Annotated in this window: 13 protein-coding genes and 1 pseudogene; 10 read left to right on the top strand and 4 right to left on the bottom strand. The window is 72.4% G+C overall.

What is annotated here, in order from left to right; all coding sequences use genetic code 11:
* A pseudogene (locus AB0903_RS33360) lies at positions 1 to 176 on the bottom strand (aldehyde dehydrogenase (NADP(+))); the annotation flags it as partial.
* 126 nt (positions 177 to 302) lie between these two features.
* Between AB0903_RS33360 and AB0903_RS33355 the strand changes: the two are divergent.
* The 6 genes from AB0903_RS33355 (at position 303) to AB0903_RS33330 (ending at position 6,077) form a co-directional block, all read left to right on the top strand.
* Positions 303 to 1,073 (top strand): IclR family transcriptional regulator, encoded by a 771-nt coding sequence (locus tag AB0903_RS33355; protein WP_366708498.1) that lies wholly within the window; start codon positions 303 to 305, stop codon positions 1,071 to 1,073.
* 2 nt (positions 1,074 to 1,075) lie between these two features.
* The gene (locus AB0903_RS33350; protein WP_366708497.1) at positions 1,076 to 1,546 is read left to right on the top strand and encodes a GNAT family N-acetyltransferase; all 471 of its coding nucleotides are present in this window, start codon (positions 1,076 to 1,078) and stop codon (positions 1,544 to 1,546) included.
* Between the two features lie 90 nt (positions 1,547 to 1,636).
* Positions 1,637 to 2,605 carry a hypothetical protein gene (locus tag AB0903_RS33345; protein ID WP_366708496.1) on the top strand — a complete coding sequence of 323 codons (969 nt, stop codon included), beginning with the start codon at positions 1,637 to 1,639 and terminating at the stop codon, positions 2,603 to 2,605.
* Complete coding sequence (locus AB0903_RS33340; protein ID WP_366708495.1) at positions 2,602 to 3,867, top strand: histidine kinase; 1,266 nt, start codon at positions 2,602 to 2,604, stop codon at positions 3,865 to 3,867. The genes AB0903_RS33345 and AB0903_RS33340 overlap by 4 nt, the downstream gene beginning before the upstream one ends.
* Positions 3,864 to 4,520: a response regulator transcription factor gene (locus AB0903_RS33335; RefSeq protein WP_366708494.1), complete on the top strand. Its 657-nt coding sequence runs from the start codon at positions 3,864 to 3,866 to the stop codon at positions 4,518 to 4,520. The genes AB0903_RS33340 and AB0903_RS33335 overlap by 4 nt, the downstream gene beginning before the upstream one ends.
* Before the next feature lie 108 nt (positions 4,521 to 4,628).
* A complete protein-coding gene (locus AB0903_RS33330) occupies positions 4,629 to 6,077 on the top strand; it encodes a penicillin-binding transpeptidase domain-containing protein (protein ID WP_366708493.1) in 1,449 nt (482 codons plus the stop codon).
* A 79-nt stretch (positions 6,078 to 6,156) separates the two neighbouring features.
* Here AB0903_RS33330 and AB0903_RS33325 read toward each other — a convergent pair whose 3' ends face one another.
* Positions 6,157 to 7,299, bottom strand: coding sequence for a hypothetical protein (locus AB0903_RS33325; protein ID WP_366708492.1), 1,143 nt, complete (start codon positions 7,297 to 7,299; stop codon positions 6,157 to 6,159).
* Entirely contained in the window at positions 7,296 to 7,709 is a 414-nt protein-coding gene (locus AB0903_RS33320) for a hypothetical protein (protein ID WP_366708491.1), read from the bottom strand. The genes AB0903_RS33325 and AB0903_RS33320 overlap by 4 nt, the downstream gene beginning before the upstream one ends.
* Before the next feature lie 240 nt (positions 7,710 to 7,949).
* Between AB0903_RS33320 and AB0903_RS33315 the strand changes: the two genes are divergently transcribed.
* The 3 genes from AB0903_RS33315 to AB0903_RS33305 all read left to right on the top strand — a co-directional run bounded on the left by AB0903_RS33315 (position 7,950) and on the right by AB0903_RS33305 (position 10,341).
* Positions 7,950 to 8,774, top strand: a complete 825-nt coding sequence (locus AB0903_RS33315) for an NAD(P)-dependent oxidoreductase (RefSeq protein WP_366708490.1) — start codon at positions 7,950 to 7,952, stop codon at positions 8,772 to 8,774.
* Positions 8,775 to 8,871: 97 nt separating this feature from the next.
* The gene (locus tag AB0903_RS33310; protein WP_366708489.1) at positions 8,872 to 9,090 is read left to right on the top strand and encodes a hypothetical protein; all 219 of its coding nucleotides are present in this window, start codon (positions 8,872 to 8,874) and stop codon (positions 9,088 to 9,090) included.
* A 45-nt stretch (positions 9,091 to 9,135) separates the two neighbouring features.
* Positions 9,136 to 10,341, top strand: a complete 1,206-nt coding sequence (locus AB0903_RS33305; RefSeq protein ID WP_366708488.1) for a TerD family protein — start codon at positions 9,136 to 9,138, stop codon at positions 10,339 to 10,341.
* Positions 10,342 to 10,417: 76 nt separating this feature from the next.
* On the opposite strand, the gene AB0903_RS33300 is transcribed toward AB0903_RS33305, so the two are convergent.
* A complete protein-coding gene (locus AB0903_RS33300) occupies positions 10,418 to 10,648 on the bottom strand; it encodes a hypothetical protein (protein WP_264242674.1) in 231 nt (76 codons plus the stop codon).
* Between the two features lie 444 nt (positions 10,649 to 11,092).
* Here AB0903_RS33300 and AB0903_RS33295 point away from each other — a divergent pair, with 444 nt between their 5' ends.
* Entirely contained in the window at positions 11,093 to 11,860 is a 768-nt protein-coding gene (locus AB0903_RS33295; protein ID WP_366708487.1) for an SDR family oxidoreductase, read from the top strand.
* Positions 11,861 to 12,322: the final 462 nt, after the last annotated feature.

Genomic DNA, 12,322 nt, shown 5'->3' with positions numbered 1-12,322 from the left:
GCCCCCGCCGCCGACCGCAGAAACCCCGCCCGCACCGACCTGTCGGCCAACGAGACACGGACCGCGTGCGCCGCCCGCACCACCACATCCACCTCATCCGCAGTGGCCTCCACCGCAACCCGTTCTCGCCGCTTCCCGGTTCGAGGGTCGACACTCCAGACTGGTGCTGCTGCCACCGCGGCTTCCTTCCGGTCTCTGCCACCCACCGGGTTTGTTCGGTATTCTGAACACAGTTCCTGGTGGTGAATTACTGGGGACTCTATTTCCGGGCGTTCCGCGCGGTCAAGAAGGGGCGTAGAGCAATGTCAGTCGCCGATTCCGGTGGAGCACAGGTCAAGTCCGCGGTACGGACGGTGGAGTTGCTCGAGTACTTCGCCGGGCAGCCCGGCATGCACTCGCTCGCCGCGGTCCAGGAGGCCGTCGGCTACCCCAAGTCCAGCCTGTACATGCTGCTGCGCACCCTCGTGGAGCTCGGCTGGGTGGAGACGGACGCGACGGGGACGAGGTACGGCATCGGGGTCCGCGCCCTGCTGGTGGGGACGTCGTACATCGACGGCGACGAGGTCGTGGCCGCCGCGCGGCCCACGCTGGACCGGCTCTCCGACGACACCACGGAGACCATCCACCTCGCGCGGCTCGACGGCACGAACGTGGTGTACCTGGCGACCCGGCAGTCGCAGCACTATCTGCGCCCCTTCACCCGGGTGGGGCGCCGGCTCCCCGCGCACTCCACGTCGCTCGGGAAGGCGCTGCTCGCCACGTACAGCGACGAGCAGGTGCGCAAGCTGCTGCCGGAAGCACTCGCACCGCTGACGGAGCACACCGTCACGGACCGCGAGAAGCTCATCGAGGAACTGCGCCTCGTCCGCGAGCAGGGCTACGCCGTGGACCGCGAGGAGAACACCCTCGGCCTGCGCTGCTTCGGCATCGCCATCCCCTACCGGACACCGGCGCGCGACGCGATCAGCTGCTCGGTGCCGGTGGCCCGGCTCACGCCGGCGCACGAGCAGATGATCAAGGACGCGCTGTTCGACGCCCGTGACCGCCTGACTCTCGCCACCCGGAGGCTCTGAACATGAACGTCGTACTGCGCGACGTCCAGGACGGCGACCTGCCCGTCTTCTTCACGCACATGAGCGACCCCGAGTCCAACCGGATGGCCGCCTTCACCAGCGAGGACCCCAGCGACCGTGCCGCGTTCGACGCGCACTGGTCACGCATCCGCGCCTCCGACGCGGTGATCCGGACGGTGGTCGCCGACCACGCCGTGGTCGGCCACACCGCGGTGTACGGGCCGCCGCGGGAGCGGGAGGTGACGTACGTCCTCGACCGCGCGTACTGGGGGCGCGGCATCGCGACGCTGGCGCTGCGCGCACTGTTGGACGAGGTGCCGACGCGGCCGCTGCACGCCCGTGCGGCCGCGGACAACGCGGGGTCGATCCGGGTGCTGGAGAAGTGCGGGTTCGTGGTGACGGGGCGGGACCGGGGATTCGCGAACGCACGGGGAGAGGAGACCGACGAGGTCCTGATGACGCTTCACGGGTGACCAGCCGCGGCCGTCCCCTCCCCCGCGTGGCGGAGAGGGATCGTCGCCGGGCATGACGTGCGGCAGGCGGGTGGGCGGGAGGGTGGGGGCATGACAACGAGCACGGCCGAGACCGGCCCACAGCTTCCCGCCAGGTCCGCGCTGCGCGCCGTCGCGATCATGGCCTGTGCGCCGTACCTCGCGCTGAAAATCACCTGGATCGCGGGCAGCCGCGTCGGTATCCCCGACGGCAGTCCCCTGCTGGACCACCGCGTGCTGATGGCTGTCGCCAACAGCGTCACCGTGCTGATGGACGCGGCCGTCGTCGTGCTGGCGCTGCTGCTCACCCGGCCGTGGGGGCAGCGGGTGCCGGCGTGGCTGCTCGGCGTGCCGATGTGGGCGGCGACCGGGCTGCTCGCGCCGATCATGACCGGGTTCCCGTTGCAGCTGATCGGCGTCGCCTTCGGCGGCACCAGGATGCAGGACGCGGCCGATGAGCCGTTCCTCGACGGCTGGGTGTTCAACGTCGTCTACGGCGGCTTCATCCTCCAGGGCCTCGCCCTCGGCACACTCTTCGTGCTGTACGCCAGGGACCGCTGGGGGCATCTGCTGCGAGGCAAGGTGTGGGACCTGCCGTCCCGGGCGACCGGCCCCTTCGTGCGGACGACCGCCGTCGCGGGCTCGTTGCTGGCGCTCTTCCCCGCCGCCGTGCACGCGCTGTGGCTGACCGGCTCGACGGCCGCGCTCCCGGCCGACCGGATCGCGCGGCGCACCACGGACTTCTACCTGCTGGAGGTCTCCCGGCTCGGCTTCGTCGCCGCCGCGGTCACCGGCGTGCTTCTCCTCGCGCTGCGGCTCCGGCCCTCCCTGTCGTTGCGGCCGACGCTGGCGGCGGCCTGGATCGGGGCGAGCGCGATGGGCGCCTGGGGCGGGTGGATGCTGCTCGCCGCCCTCCTGCCCGAGTCCGGCAGTGCGCAGGGCCCCTCCGCACTGCCGGCACTCACCTATGCCGTGGAAATGATCTCCGGTCTGCTGCTCAGCTGCGCCGTGGCTTCCTTGCTGCGCAGGCGCGGCGCATGACGGTGTCCGGTCTGCGCCTGCGGACCGCCGGCCGGGCGCTGTTCGGCCGGCGGGCGAGACTGCGCTGGGTCCATCTGGTGCTCGGCGGCGCGCTGTTGATGCCGTTCTGGCTGGTCGGCGTGGTGTTCCTGGGTCCGCTGTCGGGCGAGCAGGACATGTGGCACCGCTCTCCGGCGCTTGCCTTCGGCGCGTACGGCGTCGCTCTGCCGCTCGCGGCGCTCGCCGGTCTGTTCCCGACGGCCAGGCCGCTGTCGGTGGGCGTCGCGCGCGCACTGTGCGGGGTGCCCGGCGAGCGGCTCGCCGACGGGCATGCGCGGACCCGGGCCGGACGGGTGCGCACAGCGGGCTGGTGCACCCTGCACATGGGGGTCGGGGCGCTGGTCAGCGGTGCGTCCCTCGCCGTGTCGCCGTTCGCCGTCGCGCTGCTCGTCGCCCCTGTCCTCCCGGGGGTCCGGGGCTATCTGCGGCTCGGTTCCTCCGTCTGGTCGTCCGTGCTCGCGCCGCTCACCGGGGCCGCGATGCTGCTGGCTCTCGCGGCCGTGTCCGCCGCCGCCGGGGCACTGCTGGCCCGCCAGGCGCAGGCGCTGCTGGGGCCCACCCCGGGCGACCGGCTCGCCGCGGCGGAGCGCCGGGCGACGGAGCTGGCGGAGCGCAACCGCCTCGCCCGCGAGCTGCACGATTCGGTGGGTCACGCGCTGTCCGCCGTCGCCCTCCAAGCGGGCGCGGCCCGCAGGGTGCTGGACAGCGAGCGGGCCGGCGACGCCGAGTTCGTGCGGGAGGCGCTGGCCGCGATCGAGGAGACCACCCGGCGCACGGTGGGCGAACTGGACGCCGTGCTGGGCCTGCTGCGTCAGGACGGCGACGGCGGGGCGAGTCCCGGCGGCCCGACGCTCCAAGGGCTGGACGGGCTGCTGTCCCGCAGCGGCGTCCCGGTGTCGCTGCACACGGAGGGGGCGCTCACGGCCGTGGCGGCGCCGGTCTCCCGCGAGGCGTACCGGATTGTCCAGGAGGGGCTGAGCAACGCCCTTCGCCATGCCGGGGCTTCATCGGTGACACTGTGGATCGCCGCAGGAGACGAGGGGTTGGAGATCAGGATGGAGAACCCGCTGCCCGAATGCGCCCCGGTGGTGCGCCCAGGAGGCGGCCGCGGTCTGCGCGGCATGGCCGAGCGGGCCGTACTGCTCGGTGGCCGCTCGGAGGCAGGGGCGCACGAGGGTGTCTGGCGGCTGTCCGCCAGGCTGCCGCTGGAGGGGCGCCGGTGAGCACGGTCCGGATCGCCGTCGCCGACGACGAGCGCATGGTCCGCACCGCGCTGCGGGTGATCCTCGACGCGGAGCCCGGTCTGGAGGTGGTCGGCGAGGCGGCGACGGGCGCGGAGGCCGTCTCGGTGGTGCGGGAGGTGCGGCCGGACGTGGTGCTGATGGACGTCCGGATGCCGGAGGTCGACGGTATCCGGGCCACGGAGCAGATTCTCGCCACCATGGAGGAACCGCCGCGGATCGTGGTCGTGACGACGTTCGAGAACGACTCGTACGTGTACGACGCGCTGTGTGCGGGAGCGGCCGGCTTCCTGCTCAAGCGGGCGGCGGCCGAGGAGCTGGTGCAGGCGGTGCGGCTGGTCGCCCGCAGCGACTCGCTGCTGTTCCCGTCGGCCGTGCGCTCACTCGCCGCCGCGTACGGCCGCAGCCGGCCCTCTGCCGCGCCGCGGTGGGCGGCACGGCTGACCGAGCGGGAGGCGGAGGTCCTGCGGCTGATGGCCACCGGGCTGACCAACGCGGAGATCGCCGGCCGGATGGGCGTGGGCCCGGCGACGACGAAGACCCACGTCGCGGCGGTGCTCGCCAAGACCGGGGCACGGGACCGCACCCAGGCGGTGATCGCGGCGTACGAATCGGGATTCGTCTCGCCCCGCTGACCGGGGAGCGACCGGGGCCCTCTGCCGCTTGACGGGGCGGATGAGGAAGTCCTGAGAAAACGGGCGTACGGGAACGGCCCGCGGCCCGCCGCTCGTCCCTCATGCGGGATGAACAAGACGATCAGACGTGCCGCCGTCTTCAGTCTGCTGCTGGTCCTCGCGCTTCTGGTGCGGGCGACCTGGGTGCAGGCGTACGAGACGACGGCCCTCGCGGACAACGACCACAACCGGCGGAACGTGATCGCGCAGTACGCGCAGCCGCTCGGCGACATCGTCGTGGCCGGTTCTGCGGTCACCGGCTCGAAGAGGACGCAGGGAGGCGACCTGGCCTACAAGCGCAGCTACACCGACGGCCCGCTGTACGCGGCTGTCACCGGATACAGCTCGCAGGCGTACGGGGCGACCCAGCTCGAGGGCATCTACTCCGGCGTCCTCGACGGCACCGACCTCCGGCTGAAGAACCCGCTCGACACGCTCACCCGCGAGCAGCAGGACCCGGGTGACGTGGTGACGACGATCGACCCCGCGGTCCAGAAGGCCGGCTTCGAGGCGCTCGGCGACGACAAGGGAGCCGCCGTCGCCGTCGACCCGAAGACCGGGGAGATCCTCGCCATGGTCAGCACCCCGTCGTACGACCCGTCGAAGATCAGCGGGACGGCGGACGGCGACGCCTGGCGGAAGCTGCTCGACGACGAGGACAAGCCGCTGCTCAACCGGGCGCTGCGGCAGCCGCTGCCGCCGGGCTCGACATTCAAGCTGGTCGTGGCGGCCGCCGCGCTGGAGGACGGCCTGTACCGGTCCGTCGACGAGCGGACCGACAGCCCCGACCCGTACCGGCTGCCGGGCACGGTCACCGACCTGGAGAACGAGAACCCGTCCGCGCCCTGCGAGAACGCCACGATCAGGACCGCGCTCCAGTACTCGTGCAACAACGTCTTCGGCAAGATGGCCGTCGACCTCGGACAGGACAAACTGCGGGCGACGGCGGAGAAGTTCGGCTTCAACGACGAGAAGCAGGATGTGCCGGTCCGGGCCTCCGCGAGTGTCTACCCGTCCGGGATGAACGCGTCGTCCACCGCGCTGACGGGGATCGGCCAGTTCGATGTGACCGCGACCGTGCTGCAGATGTCCCTGGTGTCGGCGGCCATCGCGGGAGACGGCCTCCTGGTGTCACCGCACATGGTCTCCGAGGTGGTCTCCGCGGACGGCGACACGCTCGAGTCCTACGACGGCGCCGGCTCGAAACGGATCATGTCGCCGGGCACCGCCGAGCAGCTGCGCAGCGCGATGGTGACGGTGGTCGAGGAGGGTACGGGATCGAACGCGCGGATCCCCGGGCTGGAGGTCGGCGGCAAGACGGGCACCGCCCAGCACGGCGAGAACAACAGCAGGACGCCGTACGCCTGGTTCACCTCGTACGCCAAGGACCCGGGCACCGGAAAGGAGGTCGCCGTCGCGGTGCTGATAGAGGACTCGGGCGCGGAGCGCTCGGAGGTCAGCGGCAACGGACTGGCCGCGCCGGTGGCTCAGCGGATGATGGAGGCGGCGCTCGAGTAGGGGCCGGCCCGTCGCCCCGGGCGGCCCCCGGGACGACGGCGACGGCTGCGGCGCGACGGCGAACGACGGTGCGCAGGGGCTACGGCAGGGCGGGGCGGAGCAGGGCCAGGTCCGCGTCCGAGGCCAGGCCCGCGTGGTAGAGGCGCAGCTCCGTCGCGCCGAGGGAGGCGGCCTTCGCGGCCGCCGCCGCGAACGCCGCGGGTGCGCCGCCCATGCCGGTCACGACCGTGAAGTTCGCGGCGAGCACCGTCCGGTCCGTCGCGTGCGCCGCGAACGGCTCCAGCAGCTGCGGCCCGCCCGCACACGGCACGACCACGCCGTCGGCGACCGACAGGATGTGCGCGGGGTCCACACCGGCGTTCGCGCCGCAGTGGTGGGCCTCGGGGTCCGCGTGCAACAGCACCTGGAAGCCCTCCGGGGCCGCGGCCCGCACCGCAGCGACCGCCGCCTCCTGGAGCGTGCGGGCCGTGCGCGTACGGAACTCCAGTACCGCCTTTGCCAGGTGCCCTTCGAGCGGCCGCACGGGCGCGCCGTGCCCGTGCCAGACCGGTTCCAGCGCGTCGCGCACCGAAGCCGCGAGCCGGCCGGGGTCCACGTCCCGGGTCCGGTACCCCTCCCGGCAGGCCGGGCAGAAGCAGAGGGACATCAGGTACTGCGCCGCGTCGTCGAGAGCGACGCCCGCGATCTTGTCATGGGCGTGCAGATGGGCCGCGCCGTACCAACCGCAGGACTCCAGCTCCGTGCCGCGCGCCCCCGGCCGGACCGCCGCCTCCGCCGCGAGTGACACCAGGTACTCCCGCACCGCGGGCTGTGCGACGCAGGGCGCCCAGGGGTAGCGGTCGCCGTAGGCGTTGACGACCGAGGTGGCCGGGTGCTCGGCGCCCATACGGGAGTTGTGCGCGAGCACGACCCAGCTGTGGACGTCGAGCCCGGCGGCCTCCAGCGCGGCCGCCGCCTCGCCGTAGGCGTCGCCCGGCGCCCACTCCCCCGCCGCGTACGGCCGCAGCTCGCGTCCCGCCCAGCGGGCCGCACCGGGCGGGTAGAGCACCGCGGCGTGCTCGGCGGTGACGATCCGGTGGCGTGGGTGACGCGGCGTCAGGGCGCGTGTGGAGTGGTAGGCGGAGGCGAGGGTGACCTGTCGTACACCGAGGTCCGCGATACGGGCGGCCGCGTCCGGGTCGCCCACGACGTCCCACGGGTACAGGAAGGCGGCGGCCTTCACATGCCCTCCTTCAGCAGCGCCCGGCCCTTCTCGATCAGCGCCGGCGGCGCCTCGATGTGCCGGTCGGCGGGTTCGGTCAGCGGTGGCCGCACACAGCCCACGGCCAGACCTCCGAGCCGTACGCCCGCCTTGACGAGCGACACGGCGTATCGCCGGCCTTCGTCGCGGAGCGCGACGAGCGGCACGAAGAAGCCGTCGAGGAGACGGTTCACCGTCTTGTCGTCGCCGGCGCCGAGCACCCGGTGGAAGGCGAGGGCGATGTCCGGGGCGAAGGCGGCGGCGACGCCCCCTCGTACACGCGCGTGGAAGGCTTCGAGGTCGAGACCGCCGTCAGGCCCGTACGCGGTGACGGGGAAGAACAGTGGTCCCTGGGCCCGGGTGAGCCGGGCTGCGAGCGGAACTGAGGTCACGGGCGCTCCCTGGGGCCGTGCCCCGGACATCGAGCCCGTGCACGATGACGATCGATGTCCACACCTCTGAACTTCGGCCACGTTATGGCAGCCACCTCGCAGGGGTCAAGACGGAAACCCGCATCTCAGGTGCGGAGCCGACCGATGCACAGGACACTTGACGCCGACGGGACCGCTCCTTAGCGTGTCCATGCATGTGAATGCCATCTATGGACCTGAGCATTTCGAGGGGATCCACCCATGCCCGCTGCCCGTTCCGTTCTGCTCACCGGCGCAGCCGGCGGACTCGGCACCCTGATGCGCGCTCTGCTGCCCGCGTACGGCCACGACCTCCGGCTCTTCGACGCCGTCCCCGTCGAGGGCGAGCCGGACGCGATCACCGCCGACCTCGCCGATCGGACCGCCCTGCGCGAGGCCGTACGGGGAGTCGACGCGATCATCCACCTCGCGGGCATCTCGCTGGAGGCATCGTTCGACAAGATCCTCCGCGCCAACATCGAGGGGACGTACAACCTGTACGAGGCCGCACGTGAGGAGGGCGTGCGGCGGGTGGTCTTCGCCTCCAGCAACCACGCCGTCGGCTTCGTCCCGCGTCCGGACGGCGAAGCGCCCATCGCCCCCGGGGACCTGATCCCGGTGGAGACCCGCCACCGGCCCGACACCCTCTACGGCCTCTCCAAGTGCTTCGGCGAGGACCTGGCGCAGCTGTACTGGGACCGGCACGGACTTGAGACCGTGTCCGTCCGTATCGGCTCCTGCTTCACGGAACCCACCTCGGTGCGGATGCTCTCCGTCTGGATGAGCCCCGGCGACGGCGCCCGGCTCTTCCACGCCGCCCTGACCGCCGAGGACGTCGGCCACTCCATCGTCTACGGCTCCTCGGCCAACACCCGGCTGTGGTGGGACCTGACCGGCGCACGGGCGCTCGGCTACGAACCGCAGGACGACTCCGAGCAGTACGCGGCGAAGCTCCTCGCCGAGCACGGCGAACTCGACCCCCGGAACCCGGCCCACGCCCACCTCGGCGGCCACTTCACCACCGACCCGCCGCGGTGGCCGCACTGACGACCCCGCCTCCCGGCCCGCGCGCACCCTCCCCGGCGCACCGCCCTCCGGCGAAAACCACGTGCCGTACGGTCACCCGGCCGCGAAGACGGCGGCCATGGCGAAACCCTTCGGGTTCGGTTGCACACAGCTCGGCGACGGCACGGTCACCATCACCCACCGCGGCCGCACGGCGGGGACGCTGCGCGGCGCACGCGCAAAGAAGTTCCTCGGAGAGGTCGAGTCGGGGGACGCCCAACTGGTGATGGCACGGTGGACCGGGGCGTACAAATTCGGCAATGAGCGCCTGGCGCGAAATCATCCCCGCAACAGGTGACAAGAGTAAGGGAACGGTAAAGCGGACTCGCTCGTTACCCCAGTCATGACAGCTATGACCCCCGGCTCGAACATCCCTCTGACCACCGCGCGCGTGGCGGTGGACGTCGCCGCTCCGGTGCGGCTCGACGTATCGGGCCTGCTGCTCACCGCCGACGGCAAGGTGCGCTCCGACGACGACTTCATCTTCTACAACCAGCCCCAGGGCCCGGGCGTCACCTACCGCTCCGGCGGCGGCACGGCACCCGACGCGATCCTGATCGACACCGCGGCCGTGCCGCCCGGTATCGAGAGGATCGTCGTGACGGCCAGCCCGGACGCGGCGGGCCGCACCTTCCAGGGCGTCGAGCCCACGGCCACCATCCGCAACAGTGACGACGGCAGTGCGATCGCCACCTTCACCCCGCCGCAGCTCGGCTCCGAGACCGCACTGGTCGTCGTCGAGGTCTATCTGCGCAACGGCGCGTGGAAGGCCCGTGCGGTCGGCCAGGGCTACGCGAACGGCCTGGCGGGCATCGCCACGGACTTCGGTGTCTCCGTCGACGAGGAGCCCGCCGCCGCCCCGGCCGCCCCTCCCGTCACCGCCGCGCCGCCCACCGACCCGCGGACGGTCTCCGCCCCGCCGCCGCCCGCCGCTCCCCCGGCGGCCCCGGCCGCCGCTCCGGCCGCCACGGGCAAGATCAACCTGGACAAGGGCCGGGTGAACCTGCAGAAGAACCAGACGGTCTCCCTGGTCAAGGGCGGCCGTCCGCTGCTCTCCCAGGTCAAGATGGGCCTCGGCTGGGAGCCCGCCTTCCGCGGCAAGGACATCGACCTCGACGCCTCGGTCATCGCCTACGGCCCGAGCCGCAACCACCTGGACAGCTGCTACTTCGGAAAGCTGACCATCCTGGGCGGCTCCATCAAGCACTCGGGCGACAATCTCACCGGCGAGGGGGCGGGCGACGACGAGGTCATCGTCGTGGACCTCGGCCGGCTGCCGGCGGACGCGACGGGCCTGGTCTTCACGGTCAACTCCTTCTCCGGCCAGAAGTTCACCGAGGTCGCCAAGGCGTACTGCCGTCTCATCGACGCCACCACGGGCGAGGAGCTGGTCCGCTTCGACCTCACCGGCGCCGAACCGCAGACCGGTGTGATCATGGCCAAGCTGATCAAGCAGTTCTCCGGCGAGTGGGAGATGACCGCAATGGGCGACTTCGTGAAGTCGCGCACCGTGCGCGGCATGGTCAAGCCCGCCGCACAGGCGCTCTGAAAAGAGGTCCGCCGGGGGCGCCCGTCACGGTTGTGGCGGGCGCCCCCGGCGGAGGGACTGTTCAAACGGGACGTTCTCAGAGTTTGGCCAGTTTGGAAAACGGACTGAGGATGCGGCCCTGCCTGCCGGAGAAGTCGACAAGCACAGCAGCGTTGTCCCCCTCCACAGCGAGGACTCTCCCCAGACCGAACTGGTCGTGGGACACCCTGTCGCCCGCTTCGTAACACTCGATCGGCGGCTCTTCCAGGGACGGACGGTTGAAGGGGCTGGACGGCAGGTGGCGCCGGGAACCGGCTGACTTTGTCATTGCCCTCAGTATGCGCCCCCGGCCCCGCACCACGCCACGCCCTGATGCTTCGCAGTGGATCCGTCAGGGCCGGTTTCCGTGGCGCTTCCACGGCCCGGCGATCGCGACATGACGCACGGTGCCCAAACACTGACCCACAGGATATTGGCCGTCGGCGGCAACACGGCACCGCTGAACTCGCTGGGACCGGGGTCCTCCCCGGCCCCACGTTCAGCGCGTTACGGGCGGTCGGGCACGTACGGCCGCTGCCGACAGCGCGGCCGGCGGGGTCGGGGCGAGCGCGCCGACGGCCCCGGTGAGAGCCATGCCCGCCGGTGAGCGCGGAGTCCTCGGCGCCTTCCTCCCGAAGGGCGCGTCCGGGCGGGGTGCTGTGTGCCACACCTTCCTGGCCGCGTATAAACGGCACGTGAACGCCGCACGACAACGGAAGAGGCCGTCGCTGTCATGAATCTGCCCAGCACCGGACGCCGCGTCCTGATCACCGGAGCGTCCCGGGGACTCGGCCGCGCCGTCGCCCACGCCTTCGCCGTGAACGGCGACCGGGTCGCCGTGCACTACGGCACCCGTGAGGACGACGCCCGCCGCACCCTCGACGCGCTGCCCGGGACGGGACATGTGCTGGTGAGTGGCGACCTCACCGACGCGCCGGGGGCGGCCGGCGTCGCCGACCGGGCCTTCGCCGGCCTCGGGGGCATCGACATCCTCGTCAACAACGCGGCCGTCAACGAGCGGCACCCGCTCGCGGAGACGCCGTACGACGAGTGGGCCGAAATGTGGCAGCGGCACGTCTCCGTGAACCTGCTCGCCACGGCGCATCTCAGCCACCTCGCCGCGCGGCGCATGATCGCGGACGGAAAGAGCGGCCGGATCGTCAACATCGGCTCACGCGGGGCGTTCCGGGGCGAGCCCGACCATCCCGCGTACGGCGCGACGAAGGCGGCGGTCCACGCGCTGGGCCAGTCACTGGCGGTGTCCCTCGCGCCCTATGGCATCGGCGTCGCGTCGGTCGCCCCGGGGTTCTTCGACACGGAACGCGTCGCGGACCGCCTGACCGGCCCCGAGGGCGACGCGATCCGCGCCCAGAGCCCCTTCGGCCGGGTCGCCTCGGCGGACGAGATCGCGTCGGCGGTCCGGTGGCTGGCGTCTCCCGAGGCGGAGTGGTCGTCGGGCACGATCCTGGACCTCAACGGCGCGTCCCACCTCCGCACGTAGCCCTCGGGCGGGCCCCGCGCGTCCGGGCAGGCCCGGTGGACCCGGGTGACGTTGCCGAGCGTGGCCCGGTCCGGTCACCTCCCCGTACGGGGCCCGGCGTGCGTTCCCGGGTGTGGCCCGGTCCGGTCACGTCCCCGTACGGGGCCCGGCGTGCGTTCCCGGGTGTGGCCCGGTCCGTGTCGCTCGGCGTCCGGGCGGGGCCCGGTGGGCCGGGGTGACGTTGCCGGGGCTGGCCCGGTCACGTCCCCGTGCGGGGCCTGGCGGGGCCCGGGGTGCGTTCCCGGGACTTGCCCAGTCCTGTCCGCCTGGCGTCCGGTTGCCGCGCGTCCGGGCGGGACCCGGTGGGCCGGAGTGACGTTGCCGGACTTGGCCCGGTCCTGTCCGCCTGGCGTCCGGGTGCCGCTCCGGTGGTCGTGTCCGGGACTGCTTTCCTCACCGCGCTTCGCGCGAGTTGCGACGCTT

Source organism: Streptomyces sp. NPDC048389, assembly GCF_040706335.1.
Taxonomy (GTDB): Bacteria; Actinomycetota; Actinomycetes; order Streptomycetales; family Streptomycetaceae; genus Streptomyces.
This window is presented reverse-complemented; position numbering and strand designations above follow the sequence as displayed.